This window comes from Xanthomonas sp. F14, from assembly GCF_014199865.1.
Genome location: NZ_JACHOM010000001.1, coordinates 966,250 through 986,695 on the forward strand (window position 1 = coordinate 966,250; position 20,446 = coordinate 986,695).

The following is a 20,446-nucleotide window of genomic DNA, read 5'->3' on the forward strand; positions in this document are numbered from 1 at the left end:
GCCGCACATGCGGCTATTTGTAGGGGGTGCGGTTCCGCCATGGCGCCGCGTCCGATGTGGGTCGTTGCATGTCTTATCGAGTGATCGCCGTTGCCGCCGCGTTGTGCGGTTGGTCAGCGGCTGGAACGGCCAGTGCGGCCGATGCCATCTCCGCCGCACCGTTGCCGGGGCTGGGCGCACCGCGTATCGGTCTGGTCGATGCGTTGGCGCGGCAGGCGCCGTCGCTGGATCGCCAGGTGTTGGCCCTGGCGGCCGAGGCGCTGCAATGCGCGCGGCAGCGCCAGCAGGTGGGCGCCGAACGCGTGCTCAGCGTCATCGACTACAGCCGGCCGTCGACCGAGCGCCGGCTGTGGGTGTTCGATCTGGAGCGGCAGCGGCTGCTGTTCCAGGAATGGGTGGCGCACGGGCGCAATACCGGCAACAACCTGGCGGCCAAGTTTTCCAACGACGACGGCAGTTTCCAGTCCAGCCTGGGCGCGTTCACCGCGCAGGAGTCGTACACCGGCCACAACGGCTATTCGTTACGGCTGAAGGGCCTGGAGCCCGGGTTCAACGACCATGCGCGCGACCGCGCGATCGTGATCCACGGCGCGCCCTATGTCAGCGAGGCGGTGATCCGCACGCAGGGCCGGCTTGGCCGCAGCCTGGGCTGCCCGGCGGTGCGTCCGGCGGTGGCCCGACAGTTGATCGATACCTTGCGTGAGGGCGCCTTCGTATTCGCCTACTACCCGGACCGGGCCTGGCTGCGGCAATCGCGGTTGCTGGGCGGCGGCTGCGGCGCGTCGGTGGCGAGCGCGAATCTGGGCGGTCGCTGAGTCGTTGTAGGCGGCGCGGGCGGTGACGATCGCGCGAGCGGCCTGGAGTGCCGGCATCGCGTTCAAATCTGCGGGTCAGTCACGCGCGGCGATGCTTGCTGTCTGCGCGACGCGCAAAGCAAAGCTTGGTCGATGGCCTGGTGCGGACGGGCGCGCAAACATCCGAAATTGTTGATGCCAACATCCGCACCACTTGCGCCTATGGGTGCGTGCGCTCGCTGGTTACATCGGTCCTGTTGGCCGTCGCGTCTCAGACGGTATCGCCCGCCAGGCTGCGCAGCGCCGCGTAATCCAGGATCTGCACCAGATGCAATTGCGGCAGCGCGATCAGCTGCTGTTGCCGCAGCTTGGTGAAGGTGCGGCTCACCGTTTCCACGGTCAGCCCGAGGTGGTCGGCGATATCGCTGCGGCTCATCGGCAGGGCGACGGTGTCGCCGCTGGCGCCGGGCTGGGTGGAGCGGGCGGCCAGTCGCAGCAGGAAGTGCGCCAGCCGTTCGCCCGGTTGCAGGCGCGCCAGCAGCAGGCCGGTGTCCTGCGCGGCGGCCAGCTCCATGCTGGCACGCTGCAGCAGCTTGCGTTCCAGCTGCGGGTAGCGCTCGCGCAACTGGCGCATCTGTGCCAGCGGCGTGCGGCAGACCCGGCTGTCGATGATGGCTTCGATATCGTGGCGGTGCTGCGGGGTTTCGGTCAGCCCCACGTAATCGCCCGGCAGCACGAAGCCGGTGACCTGGCGGCGGCCGTCGGCCAGCGTGCGCACCATGCGCAGCGCACCGGAGGTCAGCGTATAGACGTGGTGGCGGGTGTCACCGGCGCGCACCAGGGTGCTGCCGGGCGCGTACGACTGGGCGCTGGTGGCCTGGTCGAGTGCGTCCATTTCCTGCGGCGACAGCGCCGCGCAGATGGCCCGGCCGCGGACCGCACACTGTGCGCAGTCGGAGCCGCGCGCATCGGTGCGCGTGGCCGCGCCGGGCGCCGGGCAGGTCGTGCTGGGGTCTGGAAGCTGCCGGTACATGAGTCACGCACTGCTGGAATGCGTGTGAATGATACGCCATGCGGTCAGCGCGGCCGGCAGCCGGTAGAATTGCGCGTTCGCCACATTGCCCTGCAGGAGTTTCGCTCGTGATCAAGCCCCGTACGCCGCCCGGCATCATGGAATTGCTGCCGCGCGAGCAGATCGCGTTCCAGCGCATGCTGGACGTCATCCGCCGCAACTACGAGCGGTTCGGGTTCCTGCCGGTCGAAACCCCGGTGTTCGAGCTGTCCGATGTGTTGCTGACCAAGTCCGGCGGCGAGACCGAGCGCCAGGTCTACTTCGTGCAGTCCACCGGCGCGCTGGCCAATGCCGCCGCGGCGGCAGACGAGGGCGGCGAGGGCGGCCTGCCGGAGCTGGCACTGCGTTTCGACCTGACCGTGCCGCTGGCCCGCTACGTGGCCGAGCACGAGCACGACTTGAGCTTCCCGTTCCGCCGCTACCAGATGCAGCGCGTGTATCGCGGCGAGCGTGCCCAGCGCGGGCGGTTCCGCGAGTTCTACCAGTGCGACATCGACGTGATCGGCAAGGATGCGTTGAGCATCCGCTACGACGCCGAAGTGCTGGCGGTGATCCACGCGGTGTTCGCCGAGCTGGGCATCGGCGCGTTCAAGGTGCAGTTGAACAACCGCAAGCTGTTGCGCGGCTTCTTCGAAAGCCTGGGCGTGGCCGAGGGCGAGCTGCAGCTGGCGGTGTTGCGCGAGGTCGACAAGATCGACAAGCGCGGCGCCGATTACGTGCGCGACACGCTGGTGGGCGAAGGCTTCGGCATCGCCGCCGCGCAGGTCGACAAGATCCTGGCCTTCGTGGCGGTGCGCTCGAACGGGCATGCCGATGCGCTGGCACAGCTGCAGGCGCTGGAGGCCTCGGTCGCTGCGAGCGCGACGCTGGGCGAGGGCATTGCCGAGCTGCGCGAGGTGCTGGAACTGGTGAAGGCGCTGGGCGTGCCCGAGAGCGCGTACTGCCTGAACTTCTCGATCGCGCGCGGGCTGGACTACTACACCGGCACCGTCTACGAGACCACGCTGACCGACCACCCGCAGATCGGCTCGATCTGCTCGGGCGGCCGTTACGAAAGCCTGGCCAGCCACTACACCAAGTCCAAGTTGCCCGGCGTGGGCATCTCGATCGGCCTGACCCGGCTGTTCTGGCAGCTGCGCGAGGCCGGTCTGATCCAGGGCATCGCCGAGAGCAGCGTGCACGCGATGGTGGCGCTGATGGACGAGTCGCGCCTGGACGATGCGCTGGATATCGCGCGCCGGCTGCGCATCGGCGGCATCAATACCGAAGTGCAGATGGAGCCGAAGAAGATCGGCAAGCAGTTCCAGTACGCCGCACGCGCGGGCATCCGCTTCGTGGTGCTGGCCGGCGACGACGAGCTGGCGCGCGGGGTGGTGGCGGTCAAGGACCTGGTGCGCGAGCAGCAGTTCGATGTGGCCCGCGACGAGCTGGCCAGCACCTTGCTGGTGGAGCTGGAGCAGGCCAGGGCGATGCTGGTGGCCGGGGGCGTTCATCTTAAGTGACGCGAGAAATCGTCGAAGTTCAGCTTGAAGGACCGCTCTTCTTTGCGAGGGAGGACGAGGAGCGTTTCTTCAATTGGCTTTATGACTTGCCTGCTTTTCGTGATGTTGAGGGCAGTGGGCGTGTCCTGCACCTTCGCCTGACTGCCCCGGTAGATGTTGATACGGTTGAGCAGTTGCTGGTCATTTGCCATCGCTGGAAGATCGACAACGCCCCGCTCGCACCGCTGAAACTCGGTGCCGTTGCCGATCACATCTTGTGGCGCGCTGATTAAAGAAGTCGTAGGCCCTGCCGCGTAGTTCAGAGCCGATTCTGTACAGCTTGGTCTCGCCCGGCACGGGTACGTCTGGAGCGCGCTTCGTCCGACACCACTAGAAAAATGCCCGGTTCTGCGCTGCATCAGCGCAGGGCCCCTGTCTCGTTTCCTGAACTGTAAGTCTGGAAGGCGGTGACAACCCGGCTGCTTTGCGTTAATGTGCTAACACGCTATTACATTAACGCAATGAAACAACGACCTGCCCCCCGCGAAAGTGCCGATGCCGCCGCCTCCCTCAAGATGCTGGCCGATGCGCTGGCGTGCCTGAAGGAACCCGGCGCGGTCGAGGCCTTTCTGCGCGACCTGTGCACGCCCGCCGAGCTGGAGGCCATGTCCGACCGCTGGCGGGTGGTGCCCTTGTTGATCAAGGGCGTGCCGTATCGCGAAATCCACGAGCTGACCCAGGTCAGCGTGACCACCATCGGGCGCGTTGCGCGCACCCTGGAACATGGCGCCGGCGGCTATGCCGAGGCCCTGCGCGAGCAATCGTCGCGCCCTGTCAAATCCCACTGAGAGAACAAGATGAGTGCTTCCACGGCAGCACCGGCACGTGACCGGTTGCGTATCGCCATCCAGAAGAGCGGCCGTCTGGCCGAACCGGCGCGCAGCCTGCTGGCGGCCTGCGGGCTGAGCTGGCGGCAGAGCCGCGACAAGCTGTTCTGCTACGGCGAATCGCTGCCGGTGGACCTGCTGCTGGTGCGCGATGACGACATCCCCGGCCTGATCGCCGATGGCGTCTGCGATCTGGGCATCGTTGGCCAGAACGAACTCGAAGAGCAGGCATCCGAGCGACGCCGCAACGGCCTGCCGGCCGCGTATCACGCGGTGCGCGGAGTCGGTTTCGGCCAGTGCCGGTTGATGCTCGCGGTGCCGGAAGAGTGGGACTGGCAGGGCGTGGCGCAACTGGCCGGCAAGCGCATCGCCACCAGCTACCCGTCAATCCTGGCCGACTGGCTGGAGCGCCAGGGCATCGACGCGGCGGTGGTGGAGCTGTCCGGCTCGGTGGAGATCGCCCCGCGCCTGGGCACCGCCGATTTGATTTGCGATCTGGTTTCCAGCGGCGCCACCCTGGCCGCCAACCAGCTCAAGCCGGTCGAGCTGGTGATGGAGAGCGAAGCAGTGCTGGCCGGTGCGGTGCGCGAGCCGGCCGACGCACGCGCCGCGCTGCTGGCGATGCTGTTGCGGCGCATGGACGGTGTGCTCAAGCTGCGCGACAGCAAGCTGCTGATGTTCCGCGCTGAACACGGCAACGTGGATGCGCTGCGCCGTCTGCTGCCCGATGCCGAGCCGCTGGTGCAACTGCCCGACGATGGCAACGGCGCGTTGCGCCTGCAGACCATGTGTCATGGCGCGGTGACTTGGCAACGCTTGGAAGAACTCGAACGCGCAGGTGCGCAAGGTCTGATGGTGTTGACGGTGGAGCGCTCGCTGGCATGAATATTCTCGATTGGTCGCAACTGGATGCCGCTGCGCGGACGCAGGCATTGACCCGCCCGGTGCAGACCGTGGCCACGCAGACGCGCGACGCGGTGGCTGCATTGATTGCCGATGTGCGCACACGCGGCGATGCCGCCTTGCGCGAGATCACCGCGCGTTTCGATGGCGTGGCGCTGGACAGCTTTGCCGTGAGCGAGGCCGAATTCGCTGCCGCCGAAGCGGCGGTGGCGCCGGAACTGCGTCAGGCCATGCAGGATGCGGTGGCGCGCATCGACACCTTCCACCGCGCCGGCATGAGCGAGGGGTATGCGGTGGAGACCGCGCCGGGCGTGGTGTGCGAAAAGATCGTGCGGCCGATCGGCCGGGTCGGCCTGTACGTGCCGGCCGGCAGTGCGCCGTTGCCGTCGACTGCGCTGATGCTGGGCGTGCCGGCACGTCTGGCCGGATGCCGCGAGGTGGTGTTGTGCACGCCGCCGCGCAAGGACGGCAGCGTGGACCCGGCGGTGCTGGTCGCCGCGCAGCTGACCGGCGTGCGCCGGGTGTTCAAGCTCGGCGGTGCGCAGGCGATTGCGGCAATGGCGTATGGCAGCGAATCGGTTCCGAGTTGCGACAAGCTGTTCGGCCCGGGCAACAGCTTCGTCACCGAAGCCAAGCAGCAGGTGGCGCAGTCCGGCGCGGCGGCCATCGACATGCCGGCCGGTCCGTCCGAAGTGCTGGTGATTGCCGATGCCGGTGCGCAGCCGGCCTTCGTTGCCGCCGATCTGCTGTCGCAGGCCGAACACGGCCCGGACTCGCAGGTCCTGTTGTTGTCCGATAGCGATGCGCTGATCGCGGCGGTGCAGGTGGAGCTCGATGCCCAACTGGCGCAACTGTCGCGCGCCGGGATCGCACGCCAGGCGCTGGCGCAATCGCGCCTGATCAAGGTGCAGACCCTGGACGAGGCGTTTGCGATCAGCAACCGCTATGCACCTGAGCATTTGATTCTCGCGTTGCGCGAGCCGCGTGCGTGGCTGAGCCAGGTCGAAGCGGCTGGCTCGGTGTTTCTCGGCGATTACACGCCCGAAGCATTGGGCGATTACTGCAGCGGCACCAACCATGTGTTGCCGACCAGCGGCGCGGCGCGCGCCTACAGCGGCGTGAGCGTGGCAAGCTTCCAGAACATGGTCAGCGTGCAGGCGGCCAGCAAGGCAGGCATCGACGGCATCGGCGCATGCGCGCTGATTCTGGCGCGCGCCGAAGGCCTGGATGCGCACGCCAATGCAGTGGCATTGCGCATGGGAGTGGCAGCATGAACACGTCATCGATTCTGGATCTGGTGCGCGAGGACCTGCGTGCGTTCGCCGGCTATTCGTCGGCACGCACCAGCGCCTTGCAGGGCGATGTGTGGCTCAACGCCAACGAGTCGGCCTGGGGCAATCCGGCCGACCCGGGCGCAAGCACGCGGCGGTATCCGGATCCGCAACCCAAGGGTTTACGCAGCGCCCTGGCGGCGCTGTACGGCTGCGCGCCCGAGCAGCTGTTGATCGGCCGCGGCAGCGACGAGGCGATCGATCTGCTGGTGCGCGGCCTGTGCGCCCCCGGGCGCGATGCGGTGGTGGTGACGCCGCCGGTGTTCGGCATGTACGCGGTGTGCGCACGCCTGCAGAACGCACCCCTGGTCGAGGTGCCGCTGGTGGACGGGCCTGCGGGTTTCCACGCGGATATTCCGGCGATCGTCGCGGCAGCGCTGGCCTCGCAGGCCAAGCTGGTGTTCCTGTGTTCGCCGTCCAACCCGGCCGGCTCGGCGATTGCCCTGGACGCGATCGAAACCGTCGTGCAGGCCCTACAGGGCAAGGCGCTGGTGGTGGTCGACGAGGCCTACGGCGAATTCTCCGATGTGCCATCGGCTGTGAGCCTGCTTGCGCGCTACGACAATCTGGCGGTGTTGCGCACGCTGTCCAAGGCGCATGCGCTGGCAGCGGCGCGCATCGGCAGCCTGATCGCCAACGCCGAGCTGATCGCCCTGCTGCGGCGCTGCCAGGCGCCGTACCCGGTGCCGACGCCGTGCGCGGCAATGGCCGAGCAGGCCTTGTCGGCGCCTGCGCTGGAGGTCACGCGTCGGCGCATCGCCGAGGTGCGCAGCGAGCGCACGCGCGTGCACCAGGCGCTCGAGCAGCTTGCCGGTGTGCGTCAGGTGTATCCCTCGCAGGGCAACTTCCTGCTGGTGCGCTTCGACGATGCCGAAGCGGCATTCCAGGCGCTGCTGGAGGCCGGTGTGGTGGTACGCGACCAACGCGCGGTTGCGCAGCTGTCCGATGCGCTGCGCATCACCCTGGGCACGCCCGAACAGAACGAGCGCGTGCTGAGCGCGCTGCAACGCAAGCAGGAGGCCGCCGCATGACCCCGATTCTTTTCGTCGACCGCGACGGCACGCTGATCACCGAGCCGGCCGATTACCAGATCGACGCCTATGAAAAACTGCGCCTGGTCGACAACGTGATTCCGGCGATGCTGAAGTTGCGCGATGCCGGCTATCAGTTCGTCATCGTCAGTAACCAGGACGGGCTGGGCAGCGACAGCTATCCGCGCGCGTCCTTCGATGGCCCCAACAACCTGATGCTGCAGATCTTCGCCAGCCAGGGCATCGTGTTCCGCGAAGTGTTGATTGATTGCAGCTGGCCGGCCGACAACGCGCCCACGCGCAAACCCGGTGTCGGCCTGATGGTGCCTTACCTGCAGGACCGCACGATCGACTGGGCACGCTCGGCAATGGTGGGCGACCGCATCACCGACATCCAGTTCGCGCAGAACCTCAATATCCGTGGCTTCCAGTTGCGCACCGACGAGTTCGGTGGCGAGTGGGACTGGCCCGGCATCGCACACGAGCTGGCCGATGCGCCAAGGCGTGCGGTGGTTCAACGCAACACGAAGGAAACCAAAATCCGCGTCGAACTGGATCTGGACCGTGTGGCCGAGCCGAAGACCGCAACCGGCCTGCCGTTCTTCGATCACATGCTGGAGCAGATCGGCAAGCACGGCGGCTTTGCGCTGGACATCCGTGCCGAAGGCGACCTGCACATCGACGAGCACCACACCATCGAAGACACCGGTCTGGCGCTGGGCCAAGCGCTGCGCGAAGCGCTGGGCGACAAGCGCGGCATCGGCCGTTACGGCTTCGATCCCGATGACAGCCCGTGGCGCGTGGCCGGCGCCACCGCGCAGCATGGTTTCACGCTGCCGATGGACGAAACCATCGCCAGTGCCGCGCTGGATTTCAGTGGCCGGCCGTACTTCGTGTTCGAAGGCGAGTTCAAACGCGAACGTGTGGGCGACATGCCGACCGAACTGGTGCCGCATTTCTTCCGTTCGATCTGCGATGCCTCCGGTTTGAACCTGCACCTGAGCGTGCGCGGCGAAAACGATCACCACAAGGTCGAAGCCTGCTTCAAGGCCCTGGCACGTGCGTTGCGCCAGGCGATCCGTCGCGAAGGCACCGCGTTGCCCACCACCAAGGGTGCGCTATGACCGATGTCGCGTTGATCGATGCCGGCGGCGCCAACCTGGGCTCGGTGCGCTACGCGTTGGAGCGGCTGGGCGTGGAAGCGCGGCTGGTACGCGATGCAGCCGGGTTGCAGGGCGCGCAGCGGGTGATCCTGCCTGGCGTCGGCGCTGCGCCCGAAGCGATGTCGCGCCTGCGCGCACAGGGCCTGGTTGAGCCGTTGCGACAACTGCAGGTGCCGCTGATCGGCATCTGCTTAGGGATGCAATTGCTGTTCGAACATTCCGAAGAAGGCGATGTCGATTGCCTAGGCTTGCTGCCGGGCATCGTGCGTCACATGACGCCGGCGCTCGGCATTCGCGTACCGCATATGGGTTGGAATCAGCTGGTGCCGATGCGCGCGTCCGCGCTGCTGGACGGCCTGCCGGAGCGTGCCAGTGCGTATTTCGTGCATGGTTATGCCGCGCCGGTGACGGCCGACACCGTGGCCGCCTGCGATCACGGCGGTCTGTTCACGGCGGTGGTGCAGCAAGGCCTGCGCTGCGGCGCGCAGTTCCACCCCGAGCGTTCGGCCGAAACCGGTGCACGCATCCTGCGCAATTTTCTTGAGATGAGCTTCCCATGAGTTTCACCGTTTACCCGGCCCTGGATATCCGCAACGGCCGCGTGGTGCGCCTGCTGCAAGGCGACTACGCACGCGAGACGCAGTACGGCGACGATGTGCTGCCGCGCGCGCAGGCGTTTGCCGATGCCGGCGCGCGGTGGATGCATCTGGTCGATCTGGATGCGGCAAAGGCCGGTGGTTACACGCTGGCCACCACGCTGGGCGAGATTGCACGTGCCACCGGCTTGCGGGTGCAGACCGGTGGTGGCGTTCGCTCACGCGCCGATGTGGCGCGTATCCTCGATGCCGGCGCCGCACGCGTGGTGATCGGCTCGTTGGCGGTGCGCCAGCCCGACAGCGTCATCGAATGGCTGCAGGAATTTGGCGCCGATCGGTTGACCATCGCGCTGGACACGCGCCAGGACGCCGACGGCGTATGGCAGTTGCCGGTGCACGGCTGGACCGAGCCCGCCGAGGCCACGCTGGATCAGTTGGCCGTACGTTACGCGCAGGCCGGCCTGCAGCATCTGCTGTGCACCGACATCGCACGCGACGGCATGCTGTCCGGCCCGAATATGGATTTGTACGCGCACCTGCGCACGCTGGCGCCGCAGTTGCAGGTGCAGGTGTCCGGCGGTGCGCGCAACCTGGCCGATGTCGCGGCCGCCAAGGCTGCCGGCTGCGCGGGCATCGTGCTCGGCAAGGCCTTGCTGGAAGGGCATCTGGCATTGAAGGAGGCACTGGCATGCTGAGCCGCCGCATCATTCCGTGCCTGGACGTGCGCGACGGGCGCGTGGTCAAGGGCGTCAAGTTCCGCGACCACATCGACATGGGCGACATCGTCGAACTGGCGCTGCGCTACCGCGACCAGGGCGCAGACGAACTGGTGTTCTACGACATCGGTGCCAGCCCGGAAGGGCGCTCGGTCGACTACACCTGGGTCGAGCGGGTGGCGCGGCTGATCGATATCCCGTTCTGCGTGGCCGGCGGCATCGGTAATGTCGAAACCGCGCGCGCGGTGCTGCACGCCGGTGCCGACAAGATTTCGATCAACTCGCCGGCGCTCGGCAGGCCGCAGTTGATCTCCGAGCTGGCCGACGCCTTCGGCGTGCAGTGCGTGGTGGTCGGTGTCGACTCGATTCGTGAGGACGATGGGCAGTGGAGGGTGCGTCGCTATACCGGCGACCCGAGCAAGACCCAGGCCTTGCCGATGCGAACGCTGGACTGGGTGGCCGAAGCGCAGCGCCTGGGTGCGGGCGAGATCGTGCTCAACTGCATGGACAACGACGGCGTGCGGCGCGGTTACGACATCGCGCAATTGCGTCAGGTGCGTGCACTCTGCAGCGTGCCGTTGATCGCCTCCGGCGGTGCTGGCGAGATGCAGCATTTTGCCGACGTGTTCGACCAGGCCGATGTCGATGGCGCGCTGGCGGCAAGTGTGTTTCACAGCGGAGCGATTCCGATCCCGGCACTCAAGCAATTTTTGCGCGCGCAACAGATCGAGGTACGTGATGGGCAGTAACGAGATGACAGCGGGCGACGCGCTCGCCGCGCTGGACTGGAGCAAGGGCGAGGGCCTGTTGCCGGTGGTCGTGCAGGACGCCGACAACCTGCGCGTGCTGATGCTGGGCTACATGAACGCCGAAGCGCTGGCGGTGACGCAGCAGCGTGGCGAAGTGACCTTCTTCAGCCGTAGCAAGCAGCGCCTGTGGACCAAGGGCGAGAGCTCGGGCAACGTGTTGCGGGTGGTGTCGATCGAGACCGATTGCGACGCCGACACGCTGCTGGTGCAGGCGCGCCCGCACGGGCCGACCTGCCATCTGGGCCGCATTAGCTGCTTTCCGGACGCGCCCGGCCAGTTCCTCGGCAGCCTGGATGCCTTGATCGCCACGCGCGAGCAGGAGCGCCCGCACGGCAGCTACACCACCAAGCTGTTCGAACAGGGCATCCGCCGCATCGCGCAGAAGGTGGGCGAGGAGGGCGTGGAAACCGCGCTGGCCGGCGTGGTGCAGGGCGATGCCGAGTTGCTCGGCGAGTCTGCCGATCTGCTGTATCACCTGATCGTGCTGCTGCGTGCGCGCGGGCTGGGCCTGGGCGATGCGGTGGCGCTGTTGGAGTCGCGGCACAAGTAACGTAGTCATGTAGGAGCGCACCCGGGCGCGACGGGCGTTATCGGTAATGCCCGTCGCGCCCGGGTGCGCTCCTACGGAAAGTGTCGGCGTGTCTTTCGCGCCGTGCGCCTGGCGAGGGCGGGTACAATTTCCGCTGATCTTCGCGCGGGAAAACGCATGCAGCTTCGCTTCGCTCTGTTGGCCCTGGGTGTGCTCGCGGGAAGCGCCTACGCGCGCGATGCCGTGGTCGATGGCACCGTCTACGAAGAACGCGACGGGCGTGCCGGGCGCAGCGCCGATGAGCCGGGCATTGCCGATGTAGCGGTCTCCAACGGCGAGCAACTGGTGCGTACCGACGCGCAAGGCCGCTATCGCCTGCCGGTGCGTGACGGGCAGACGGTGTTCGTGATCAAACCGGGCGAGCGCAGCTTCGTGCCAGCCGCCGACGGACTGCCGGGTTTCTGGCGTCACTACGCGCCCAAGGGCTCGGCCAAGCGCAAGTATCCAGGCATCGCTGCAACCGGGCGCAATACGCAGCACTGGGATTTTGCGCTGACCCCGCGCGCCAGTGCCGGCAAGGAAGGCTTCCAGATGCTGGTGTTTGCCGACAGCCAGACCGCCAGCCTGACCGACGTGGGCTACTACCAGCGCGATATCGTGGCACCGATCGTCGGCAAGACCTCGGCCAGGCTGGGCACCACGCTGGGCGATATCGTCAGCGACGATCTGAGCCTGTACCCGGCCTTGAACAAGGTCACCACCCAATTGGGGGTGCCGTGGTTCCATGTGCCGGGCAATCACGATCTCAACGTCGACGCGGGCGACGATGCGCATTCGCTCGACAGCTGGCGTGCGGTCTATGGCCCGGACACCTATGCGGTGGAAGAGGCCAACGCCAGCTTCGTGTTCCTGGACGATGTGATCTATACGCCAGGCGGCAAACCGGCTTATGTGGGCGGCTTGCGCGAGGATCAGTTCACGTTCCTGCAGGCCTATCTGGCGCAGCTGCCGCGCGAGCGGCTGCTGGTGCTGGGCATGCATATTCCGTTGTTCGACGCGGCGCCGGGGCAGGAGACCTTCCGGCATGTCGATCGTCGCCGCCTGTTCGCCTTGTTGAAGGATTTTCCGCATGTGCTGGTGCTCAGCGCACACAGCCATACCCAGCGACAGGTCGATCACGGCGCCGACGAAGGTTGGCAGGGCGCCCGCCCGCTGCACGAATACAACGTCGGCGCGGCCTGCGGGGCGTTCTGGTCCGGTGCCAAGGATGCCGACGGCATTCCCGACGCGACGATGAGCGACGGCACGCCGAACGGGTACGCGGTGCTGCGGGTCGCGCCCGGCGGCGACTACACGCTGGCCTATCACGTCGCGCGTTCGGTCGATGATGCGCAACTGCTGCTGCACGCGCCCAAGGTGCTGCGCCAGGGTGCGTATGCGGCCTGGGGGATCTACGCCAATGTCTTCATGGGCCAGGACGACACCCTCGTCGAGATGCGCATCGACAATGGCGCATGGCAGCCGATGAAGCGGGTGGAGCGCGCCGATCCGCGCCTGCTGGCCGAGAACGTGCGCGACGATGCGGCCGAGCAATTGCGCGGCTACGACCGCTCGCCCGAGGCCACGCCGTCCACGCATCTATGGCGTGGTGCGTTGCCGACCACGCTGGAAGTGGGCGAGCACGCGGTGGATGTACGCGCATCGCTGCCGACCGGGCAGTACAGCGCACGCACGGTATATCGCTTGCAGCGCGCCGATCCCTGATAGGGAGGCGTGCGTGGTGCCGGGGGTTCTTGGGTGGAGCCCGTCGCGCATCAATGCGCTCCTACGGTGATTGGTTGTTGGTTCGTTCGACGCTTGAACCCTATTGCCGGAAACACAAACGCCTCCACGAGGGAGGCGTTTTGGGACCCGGGCTGGCAGGCGATGGCGCGCTGGCGGGGATCGATGCTGGCTGGCGTGAGCTGGCTGGCCGGGCGAGTGTAGCGAGGCTGCGCCAGCGCTGACGAAATGAGAATTAGTCTCAGCGCGTGGCAATCTTCATGGCGTCGCGGGTGCCGGCACGGGCGACGGTTTGCGCGGGCTGGCCGGTGCGGCCGGCACCTTGACCTTGGTCGGGTCGTCCAGCGACCTGCTATCGGGATCGGATTCCGGATCCTGGTCCTGCCCGGCATCCGGAGCGGTCTCCAGCGGCGGATACGGGTAGGCTACGGCCGCGCCTGCATGTAGCCCTGCACGCCAGCGTGCCAGCACCGGCGCAATGCGCTTGCCGAGCGATTGCTGCGGCAACGACGGCAGTTCGCCTTCCTGCTTCTCACGCGCAGTGATCGCCGTCCTGGCCATATCGAACGCGGCCAGCGGGTCGTCGCTGCGGTTCATCGCATCGATCAGCCAGGCCTGGCCGAAGTAGGTTGCATTGGAGGTGTTGCCGCAGCCGAACGAGGGTCGGTCCGCGCGCGCGGCGGTGAGGATCAGCGTGTCGGGCGAACGCAGCGCCGGAATGAAGCCACCCGAGTAGCAGGCCGACAGCACGATGATGCGATTGCCGATGCCGGCATCGTCGAGTGCCTGGCGCAGATCCTGCGGGCTGATGAAGTCTTCCTCGTCCTGGTCCACCTGCACGTACAGCGTGTGGTCTTCGGTGCCATGGGTGGTGACGAACAGCAGCAGCGCGTCTTGCTTGCGATCCATGCGCTTGCCGATTGCGGCGAGCGTGTCGTACAGGTTGTCATAGGTTGCCAGCGGTGCGTACGGCTGCTCGCCCAGATTGTCGGGGTTGTTGACCAGCGTCACCACGCGGCCGCGCGCAGCGAAGCGTTGTTCGAACAGCTGCCTGAGGTAGAGCGTCTCGTTGCGAAACACATCGTCGCTGGCATCGCCGGCGAAGCCGACCACATACAGGTCGGTCACCCCAGGACGCTGTGGCTGCAGCGCGTTCAATGCCTGCGCAAGCGCCGCCTGGTCGACCGGGTCGACCTCATCCTTGCCTGCCGCCGCCTGGTTCGGCAGTGCGGCACCGGCATCGGGATGACAGCCGGCCATCAAGGCCACGATGAAGATCAACAAGGAGAGTCGCCGCAACAAGGCGTTCGGTTCGAAGGGGGAGTGCAGCGACATGACAAACGCCGAGGTCTGGGAGGACGGGTGGAGCGCCTGGGCGCAGTGATCGCAACGCAGGCCATGACGTTGCACAACGTCCATCGATCCGCTTCAAGCACATCTTGCAGAACACGTTGCCTGCAGCAGGCCTGCCAAGTCTCGCCACTGCGCATCGACAAGGTCGGCTGAGCCACGCCTGCAACAGCGCCGCGAGCCTGCCGTCAGGCGGGTGCGCACGGCGCGCTTGAACCGCAATGCATCAGGAGCGCATGCAACGCGGAGTAACGACTGCGCTCACCCGAGGATGAGCGCAGCGGACTTGCAGATCGCGCCTACAGCGCCAGCTCGGTGAAACTTTCCACGCGCTGGTGGCTGCCGATCTCGTCGGCCGAGCGTGGGGTCGGGTAATCCTCGCGACGGTCCAGCAACGCGGTACGCATGCCGACACGCTTGGCGGCGTCCAGCTCTTCGATCACGTCCGACAGGAACAGGATTTCGCCCGGCGGCACGCCGATGCGTTCGGCGATACGGCGGTAGCTGGCGCTCTCGCGCTTGGGGCCGACTTCGGTATCGAACCAGTCGGTGACCAGCGCGCTCAGGTCGCCGGCATCGCTATGGGCGAAGAACAGCTTCTGCGCCGGCACCGAGCCGGACGAATACACGTACAGCGGAATGCCGGCCGCATGCCAGGCCTGCAGCTGGATCGCTGCATCGGCATAGATGTGCGCGGTGAAGTCGGCGGTCTTGTAGCCGTCGCTCCAGATCATCCCCTGCAGCGCCTTGAGCGCAGTGTGCTTGCGATCCTCGTCGATCCAGGTCTGCAGGGTGCTGACCAGGACTTCGTCCGGTACGTCCTCGCCGATCTCGTCGGCCACCTGGTTGAGCCAGTGCCGCACCTGCGGGTGACCGCCGTGCTCCTGCACGTAGGCCGGCATGGCGCGGCGCGCATACGGAAACAACACGTCCTTGACGAACGAGATGCTGCTGGTGGTGCCTTCGATATCGGTGAGGATCGCTTGCGGTTGTGTCATCGTCAGCTGGCCTTTGGAGGTTTCTCGGGGGCGTAGCGGGGGAATTGTTGGGCGATTTCGGTGCCGGTGAAGTGGCCGACCCAGCCATCGGGCTCGGTGAAGAAGCGGATCGCCACGAAGTGCGGCTCCGGCCCCATGTCGAACCAGTGCAGGGTGCTGTCGGGCACGGCGATCAGGTCGTCCTTCACGCATTCGATCTCGTAGACCTTGTTGTCCACGTGCAGCGTGAACTGGCCCGAGCCGGCGACGAAGAAGCGCACCTCGTCTTCCTTGTGGAAGTGCTCGTCCAGGAACTTGGCGCGCATTTCCTCGCGCTTGGGATTGTCCGGCGCGATGCTGACCACATCGACGGTCTTCAGGCCGCGCTCGGCGCTGAGCCGCTCGATATCCTCGCGGTAGGCTGCCATCACCTGCTCGGGTGATGCGCCCGGCTCGATCGGCTGATTGGCCTTCCAGCGCTCGAAGGTCACGCCGATCTTGCTCAGCTCGGCGGCAATCTGCTCGCCGTCGCGGCTATCGAGCTGTGGCAGGTTGGGATCGGAATCGTTGTAGATGCGAAGTCGGCTCATGGCGATCTGGCTCACAAGGAAGGGGGGAGGTGGCGAGGACTCAGCGCGGGCCGCGCAGCTTCAGCAGTTCGAGTTCGCAATGCAGCAGGAATTCGAAGGCCTCCAGGTGACGGCGCGCCTCGGCCATGTTGCGGCCCCAGGCATACAGACCGTGTCCTTCGATGAGATACCCCCACAGGCTCTGTTTGTCCAGCAGGGCCTCGACCTGCGCGGCCAGCACCTGCATGTCCTGCGTATTGGCGAACACCGGCACGTCCACTGCCGTTTCATGTGTGGTGTTGCCTTCGAAGGCTTTCAACAGCTCATAGCCCTCCAGCCGGATCATGCCGCTGCCGGCGTACAGCCGCGAGGCAATGGTCTGCACCGGCGAATGCGTGTGCAGCACGCAGCCGATCTCGGGGAAGCGGCGATACAGCTGGGTGTGCAGCAGCGTTTCCGCAGACGGACGCAACGGACGGCCAACCGCCAGGCCATCGAAGTCCACCACCATGATGTCTTCTTCGACCAGGCGGCCCTTGTCGCGGCCGGACACGGTGATCGCCGCGTGCTGTTCGTCCAGGCGATGGGAGAAATTGCTGCTGGTGGCCGGCGTCCAGCCGGCCTGGGCCAGTTCGCGGATATTGCCGATCAGCAGGTGCGCCAGCTCGTGCAGACGCGCGGCGCTATAGGGCAGGGGGGCAGTGGTCGCATTCATGGACCTATTCTACTGCCCCGCCGGATTACGGTCAGGTGCAGCGCAGCAGGGTTTTGTTCCCGCCACACCCGTACCCAGATCGGCCGACAAAACGTGAGGAGCGCACGCCTGGCAGAGGTCAAATGCCTAGCTGGTCGGGAGCGCGGTGCCCTCACCACTTGCGGGACACGCCGTGAATCCGTCCATGGAGGCTCCTTGGCGGCATCCATGCCGCCAAGGGTCCCGCAACCGGCGAGGGCACCGCACCAGGAAGCTGATCGGTGGTCGTATGAAAAGCCGCTTGTCGCCCCCGTGTCGCACCGCGAGCCGGCGCATCAGTGTCGAACAAAGCGCACTACGCACGGCGGTTACTGCTCTTCAACTGTGCACACCGATCATCCCGGTTGGTCCTTGCCCGCCCACCGTCGCGGGACCTTACGCGGCATGGATGCCGCGTAAGAGCCTACAGGGACGTACTTGCGGCGTGTCCCGCGCCGGTGGGCGGGCAAGGGCCCTGCAGCCAGGCCGCAGACCAGCACCCACCAACCAAGCTACAGATCAGCCCGCCCAGATCAGCCGCTCTGCGATAGACCGGCGCGCAGGCGTTCTATCGGCCGCTCTCAGCCCATGCGTGTGATCAACGACCGTCGCGCAGACGGCTGTGGCGGTAACCGTAGCCGAAATAGACCACCAGCCCGACCAGCGTCCACGCCCCCATCAGCATCCAGTTGTGCAGGGTCATCGCCGACAGCAGGGCCAGGCAGCTCAACACGCCAGCGCTGCAGATCAGCCAGGCCACCGGCATGCGGAACGGACGCGGCAGTTCCGGGTGGGTGCGGCGCAGGATCAGCACGCCGGCGCACACCGCGGCGAACGCGATCAGCGTGCCCATCGAGGTCAGCTCGCCCAGCACATCCAGCGGGAACACCGCTGCCAGCAGGGCGATGCCCACGCCGGTGATCACGGTATTGACGTGCGGGGTGCGGTACTTGGGATGGATGCGGGTGAAGATCGACGGCAGCAGCCCGTCGCGCGCGATGATCATGAAGATGCGCGGCTGGCCGATGATCATCACCAGCACCACCGACGACAGCCCGATCAGCGCGCCGACTTCCACCACCACGCGCAACCAGGCCAGCTGCGGATGCGCCGCCACCGCGGTCACCACCGGCTCGTCGGTGCCGAGCAGGGTGTAGGGCACCAGGCCGGTCATCACCGCCGCCATGGCGATGTACAGCACGGTGCAGATGACCAGCGACAGGATCATGCCGATTGGCAGGTCGCGTTGCGGGCGGTGCGACTCCTGCGCCGCCACCGACACCGCCTCGAAGCCGATATACGCGAAGAACACCATCGCCGCACCGCGCAGCACGCCTTCCATGCCGTATTTGCCCGGACCTTCGTTGGCCGGAATGAACGGGTGCCAGTTGGCGGTATCCACGTACTTCCAGCCCACCGCGATCACCAGCAGGATCAGCCCCGTCTTGAGGATCACCATCGCCATGTTCATCGCTGACGACTTGCGGATGCCCACGTAGCACAGCCAGGTCAGCAGCAGCACGATGCCGGCGGCAGGCAGGTTGGCGATCGCGCCGGTGCGCTGCAGCTTGCCGTCCAGCGGCGCGCTGACCAGGGCGGCCGGCAGGTGAATGTTGAAATGTTCCAGCAGGCTGAGGAAATAGCCGGTCCAGCTGACCGCCACCGCCGAGGCGGACACGCCGTACTCCAGCACCAGCATCCAGCCGATGAACCAGGCCGCCAACTCGCCGAAGGTGGCATAGGTATAGGTGTAGGCGCTGCCGGATACCGGCACCATCGCCGCGAACTCGGCGTAGGCCATTGCGCAGAACGCGCAGCACACCGCGGCCAGCACGAACGACAGCATGATCGCCGGGCCGGCATGGTCGGCCGCGGCCTGGCCGGTGATGACGAAGATGCCGCCGCCGATCACCGCCCCGATACCCAGGGCGGTCAGCCCCCACGGCCCGAGTGCGCGTTGCAGGCCCAGCCCGTCGGCCGCCTCGTGGCTGGCGTGCGGGTGCTTGGTGGCCCAGAGTTGCTTGAACATGCAGCGGTTCCTGTTGAATCCCTGCACATGGCGGTGCGGGCGTGTGCGAGATGTGCGGGCTGTTGCGAAGGACGCGTGTCGTCAAATCCCCGCACACGGATGTGCGGGCTCTTGCGAGGGACTCGCAATCAAACCTTGCGGGCCAGCCGGCTATGGCGAATGCCATAACCGAAATAGATGACCAGGCCGATCACGGTCCAGCCCACGAACACCTTCCAGTGTTCCTGGAAGGCCTGGAAGAACAGGAACAGGCAGGCCAGCGCGCCCAGCGGGCAGATCAGCATCGCCAGCGGCACTCGGAACGGGCGCGGCAGATCCGGCTTGGTGAAGCGCAGCACCATCACCCCGGCGCACACGGTGGCGAAGGCGAGCAGGGTACCCATCGACACCAGCTCGCCCAGCACGCTGAGCGGGATCAACCCTGCCAGCAACGCCGCGACCACGCCGACGAAGATCGTGCCGACATAGGGGGTATGGAACTTCGGATGCACCTTGCCGAACAGTCGGGGCATCAACCCGTCCTTGGCCATGGTGTAGAAGATGCGCGGCTGCGCCATCAGCATCACCAGCACCACCGAGGACAGGCCGGCGATCGCGCCGATCTCCACCGCGGTCTTGAGCCAGGTCAGCTGTGGGTGCGCTTCCAGCGCGGTGGCTACCGGCTTGGCGGTGCCGAGCTGGGTGTAGGGCAGCAGGCCGGTCAGCACCGCGCAGACGATGATGTAGATGACGGTGCAGACCGCCAGCGATACCAGAATGCCGATCGGCATGTTCTTCTGCGGATCCTTGGTCTCGCCGGCGGAGGTGGAGACCGCGTCAAAGCCGATATACGAGAAGAACACGATGGAGGCGGCGCGGAACACGCCGTCCCAGCCGAACTGGCCCGGCCCGGTGTTCTCCGGGATGAAGGGATGCCAGTTGGCCGGGTCGATGTAGGCGATACCGAAGCCGACGAACAGGCAGATCACCACCACCTTGATCGCCACCACGATGGCGTTGGCGAATGCCGACTGAGTGACGCCGACGTAGCACAGCATGCTCACCGCAGCCACGATCAGCACGGCCGGCAGGTTGATGAGGTTGCCGGAGCTGACAAAGTTGTGGCCGTCCCAGGCCAGTGGCGCGCCGGCCAGCTCGGCCGGGAACGGCAATCCAAGCGTTCCGGTCAGGAAACTGATCAGGTAGGCGGACCAGCCGACCGCAACGCTGGAGCCGGCGAACAGGTATTCCAGCACCAGGCACCAGCCGATGAACCAGGCGATGCCCTCGCCGAGGGTGGCATATGAATACGAGTAGGCGCTGCCGGAGACCGGCATCATCGCCGCGAACTCCGCGTAGCACAGGCCGGCGAACGCACAGGCGATGCCGGCGAACACGAACGACAGCATCACCGCCGGGCCGGCATGGTTGGCAGCGGCCTGGCCGGTCAACACGAAGATGCCGGCGCCGATCACCGCACCGATTCCCAACATGATCAGGTGCTTGGCGGTCAGGGTGCGTTGCAGGGTGGCTTCGCCTTGCAGGCTGCCTTCGACCGGTTCGCCCCCGTCGACATGTCCAGCGGGCTCGATCGGTTTGACCCTCAACAGAGACTTCAGCATTCGGTACATCCCTAAGTGGCAACTAAGGCGCGCGCGCCTGGGCGAAGGTGGTGCGCCGCGTCCCGGTGGGACAGGCAAGCGGCCTACCTTGCC

At 66.5% G+C, this 20,446-nt stretch carries 20 protein-coding genes; 13 read left to right on the forward strand and 7 right to left on the reverse strand.

What is annotated here, in order from left to right:
* Positions 1–68 precede the first annotated feature (68 nt).
* Positions 69–815: a murein L,D-transpeptidase catalytic domain family protein gene (locus tag GGR73_RS04290; RefSeq protein ID WP_184455778.1), complete on the forward strand. Its 747-nt coding sequence runs from the start codon at positions 69–71 to the stop codon at positions 813–815.
* Positions 816–1,065: 250 nt separating this feature from the next.
* On the opposite strand, the gene GGR73_RS04295 is transcribed toward GGR73_RS04290, so the two are convergent.
* On the reverse strand, positions 1,066–1,689 hold the full coding sequence (locus GGR73_RS04295; protein ID WP_054592468.1) for a Crp/Fnr family transcriptional regulator: 624 nt from the start codon (positions 1,687–1,689) through the stop codon (positions 1,066–1,068).
* A gap of 245 nt (positions 1,690–1,934) precedes the next feature.
* Between GGR73_RS04295 and hisS the strand changes: the two genes are divergently transcribed.
* From hisS to GGR73_RS04355, 12 genes are all read left to right on the forward strand, one after another.
* Positions 1,935–3,368, forward strand: a complete 1,434-nt coding sequence (gene hisS / locus GGR73_RS04300; protein WP_039527572.1) for a histidine--tRNA ligase — start codon at positions 1,935–1,937, stop codon at positions 3,366–3,368.
* The gene (locus tag GGR73_RS04305; RefSeq protein ID WP_052726698.1) at positions 3,365–3,640 is read left to right on the forward strand and encodes a hypothetical protein; all 276 of its coding nucleotides are present in this window, start codon (positions 3,365–3,367) and stop codon (positions 3,638–3,640) included. Before hisS ends, GGR73_RS04305 begins: the two co-directional genes overlap by 4 nt.
* 228 nt (positions 3,641–3,868) lie before the next feature.
* Positions 3,869–4,195: a YerC/YecD family TrpR-related protein gene (locus tag GGR73_RS04310; RefSeq protein ID WP_126966357.1), complete on the forward strand. Its 327-nt coding sequence runs from the start codon at positions 3,869–3,871 to the stop codon at positions 4,193–4,195.
* A gap of 9 nt (positions 4,196–4,204) precedes the next feature.
* Positions 4,205–5,119, forward strand: a complete 915-nt coding sequence (gene hisG / locus GGR73_RS04315; RefSeq protein ID WP_024937748.1) for an ATP phosphoribosyltransferase — start codon at positions 4,205–4,207, stop codon at positions 5,117–5,119.
* The gene (hisD, locus tag GGR73_RS04320) at positions 5,116–6,411 is read left to right on the forward strand and encodes a histidinol dehydrogenase (RefSeq protein ID WP_184455780.1); all 1,296 of its coding nucleotides are present in this window, start codon (positions 5,116–5,118) and stop codon (positions 6,409–6,411) included. Before hisG ends, hisD begins: the two co-directional genes overlap by 4 nt.
* The gene (gene hisC, locus GGR73_RS04325; RefSeq protein ID WP_184455782.1) at positions 6,408–7,499 is read left to right on the forward strand and encodes a histidinol-phosphate transaminase; all 1,092 of its coding nucleotides are present in this window, start codon (positions 6,408–6,410) and stop codon (positions 7,497–7,499) included. The genes hisD and hisC overlap by 4 nt, the downstream gene beginning before the upstream one ends.
* On the forward strand, positions 7,496–8,623 hold the full coding sequence (gene hisB, locus GGR73_RS04330; RefSeq protein WP_046342437.1) for a bifunctional histidinol-phosphatase/imidazoleglycerol-phosphate dehydratase HisB: 1,128 nt from the start codon (positions 7,496–7,498) through the stop codon (positions 8,621–8,623). Before hisC ends, hisB begins: the two co-directional genes overlap by 4 nt.
* Positions 8,620–9,222 carry an imidazole glycerol phosphate synthase subunit HisH gene (gene hisH, locus GGR73_RS04335; RefSeq protein WP_039521347.1) on the forward strand — a complete coding sequence of 201 codons (603 nt, stop codon included), beginning with the start codon at positions 8,620–8,622 and terminating at the stop codon, positions 9,220–9,222. The genes hisB and hisH overlap by 4 nt, the downstream gene beginning before the upstream one ends.
* Positions 9,219–9,953 (forward strand): 1-(5-phosphoribosyl)-5-[(5-phosphoribosylamino)methylideneamino]imidazole-4-carboxamide isomerase, encoded by a 735-nt coding sequence (hisA, locus tag GGR73_RS04340; RefSeq protein WP_184380239.1) that lies wholly within the window; start codon positions 9,219–9,221, stop codon positions 9,951–9,953. The genes hisH and hisA overlap by 4 nt, the downstream gene beginning before the upstream one ends.
* Positions 9,947–10,723 (forward strand): imidazole glycerol phosphate synthase subunit HisF, encoded by a 777-nt coding sequence (gene hisF, locus GGR73_RS04345; RefSeq protein ID WP_046342440.1) that lies wholly within the window; start codon positions 9,947–9,949, stop codon positions 10,721–10,723. Before hisA ends, hisF begins: the two co-directional genes overlap by 7 nt.
* Positions 10,713–11,333 carry a bifunctional phosphoribosyl-AMP cyclohydrolase/phosphoribosyl-ATP diphosphatase HisIE gene (gene hisIE / locus GGR73_RS04350; RefSeq protein ID WP_184455784.1) on the forward strand — a complete coding sequence of 207 codons (621 nt, stop codon included), beginning with the start codon at positions 10,713–10,715 and terminating at the stop codon, positions 11,331–11,333. Before hisF ends, hisIE begins: the two co-directional genes overlap by 11 nt.
* Positions 11,334–11,489: 156 nt before the next feature.
* Entirely contained in the window at positions 11,490–13,076 is a 1,587-nt protein-coding gene (locus tag GGR73_RS04355; protein ID WP_184455785.1) for a calcineurin-like phosphoesterase family protein, read from the forward strand.
* 276 nt (positions 13,077–13,352) lie between these two features.
* On the opposite strand, the gene GGR73_RS04360 is transcribed toward GGR73_RS04355, so the two are convergent.
* From GGR73_RS04360 to GGR73_RS04385, 6 genes are all read right to left on the reverse strand, one after another.
* Positions 13,353–14,429, reverse strand: coding sequence for a C13 family peptidase (locus GGR73_RS04360; protein WP_184455787.1), 1,077 nt, complete (start codon positions 14,427–14,429; stop codon positions 13,353–13,355).
* A gap of 314 nt (positions 14,430–14,743) precedes the next feature.
* Entirely contained in the window at positions 14,744–15,442 is a 699-nt protein-coding gene (gene mtnC, locus GGR73_RS04365; RefSeq protein WP_184455789.1) for an acireductone synthase, read from the reverse strand.
* 2 nt (positions 15,443–15,444) lie between these two features.
* Positions 15,445–16,011 (reverse strand): 1,2-dihydroxy-3-keto-5-methylthiopentene dioxygenase, encoded by a 567-nt coding sequence (locus GGR73_RS04370; protein ID WP_024937737.1) that lies wholly within the window; start codon positions 16,009–16,011, stop codon positions 15,445–15,447.
* A gap of 40 nt (positions 16,012–16,051) precedes the next feature.
* Positions 16,052–16,705: a methylthioribulose 1-phosphate dehydratase gene (locus GGR73_RS04375; protein WP_016904399.1), complete on the reverse strand. Its 654-nt coding sequence runs from the start codon at positions 16,703–16,705 to the stop codon at positions 16,052–16,054.
* Between the two features lie 616 nt (positions 16,706–17,321).
* Entirely contained in the window at positions 17,322–18,752 is a 1,431-nt protein-coding gene (locus GGR73_RS04380; RefSeq protein WP_184455791.1) for an amino acid permease, read from the reverse strand.
* Positions 18,753–18,880: 128 nt separating this feature from the next.
* Entirely contained in the window at positions 18,881–20,353 is a 1,473-nt protein-coding gene (locus GGR73_RS04385) for an amino acid permease (protein ID WP_054592451.1), read from the reverse strand.
* Positions 20,354–20,446 lie beyond the last annotated feature (93 nt).

Excerpts from the sequence above, each read along its gene's own strand:
- GGR73_RS04290 (WP_184455778.1), top strand. The coding sequence starts at position 69 with ATGTCTTATCGAGTGATCGCCGTTGCCGCCGCGTTGTGCGGTTGGTCA.
- GGR73_RS04295 (WP_054592468.1), bottom strand. The coding sequence starts at position 1,689 with ATGGACGCACTCGACCAGGCCACCAGCGCCCAGTCGTACGCGCCCGGC.
- GGR73_RS04310 (WP_126966357.1), top strand. The coding sequence starts at position 3,869 with ATGAAACAACGACCTGCCCCCCGCGAAAGTGCCGATGCCGCCGCCTCC.
- hisG (WP_024937748.1), top strand. The coding sequence starts at position 4,205 with ATGAGTGCTTCCACGGCAGCACCGGCACGTGACCGGTTGCGTATCGCC.
- hisD (WP_184455780.1), top strand. The coding sequence starts at position 5,116 with ATGAATATTCTCGATTGGTCGCAACTGGATGCCGCTGCGCGGACGCAG.
- hisC (WP_184455782.1), top strand. The coding sequence starts at position 6,408 with ATGAACACGTCATCGATTCTGGATCTGGTGCGCGAGGACCTGCGTGCG.
- hisB (WP_046342437.1), top strand. The coding sequence starts at position 7,496 with ATGACCCCGATTCTTTTCGTCGACCGCGACGGCACGCTGATCACCGAG.
- hisH (WP_039521347.1), top strand. The coding sequence starts at position 8,620 with ATGACCGATGTCGCGTTGATCGATGCCGGCGGCGCCAACCTGGGCTCG.
- hisA (WP_184380239.1), top strand. The coding sequence starts at position 9,219 with ATGAGTTTCACCGTTTACCCGGCCCTGGATATCCGCAACGGCCGCGTG.
- hisF (WP_046342440.1), top strand. The coding sequence starts at position 9,947 with ATGCTGAGCCGCCGCATCATTCCGTGCCTGGACGTGCGCGACGGGCGC.
- hisIE (WP_184455784.1), top strand. The coding sequence starts at position 10,713 with ATGGGCAGTAACGAGATGACAGCGGGCGACGCGCTCGCCGCGCTGGAC.
- GGR73_RS04355 (WP_184455785.1), top strand. The coding sequence starts at position 11,490 with ATGCAGCTTCGCTTCGCTCTGTTGGCCCTGGGTGTGCTCGCGGGAAGC.
- GGR73_RS04360 (WP_184455787.1), bottom strand. The coding sequence starts at position 14,429 with ATGTCGCTGCACTCCCCCTTCGAACCGAACGCCTTGTTGCGGCGACTC.
- mtnC (WP_184455789.1), bottom strand. The coding sequence starts at position 15,442 with ATGACACAACCGCAAGCGATCCTCACCGATATCGAAGGCACCACCAGC.
- GGR73_RS04370 (WP_024937737.1), bottom strand. The coding sequence starts at position 16,011 with ATGAGCCGACTTCGCATCTACAACGATTCCGATCCCAACCTGCCACAG.
- GGR73_RS04375 (WP_016904399.1), bottom strand. The coding sequence starts at position 16,705 with ATGAATGCGACCACTGCCCCCCTGCCCTATAGCGCCGCGCGTCTGCAC.
- GGR73_RS04380 (WP_184455791.1), bottom strand. The coding sequence starts at position 18,752 with ATGTTCAAGCAACTCTGGGCCACCAAGCACCCGCACGCCAGCCACGAG.
- GGR73_RS04385 (WP_054592451.1), bottom strand. The coding sequence starts at position 20,353 with ATGCTGAAGTCTCTGTTGAGGGTCAAACCGATCGAGCCCGCTGGACAT.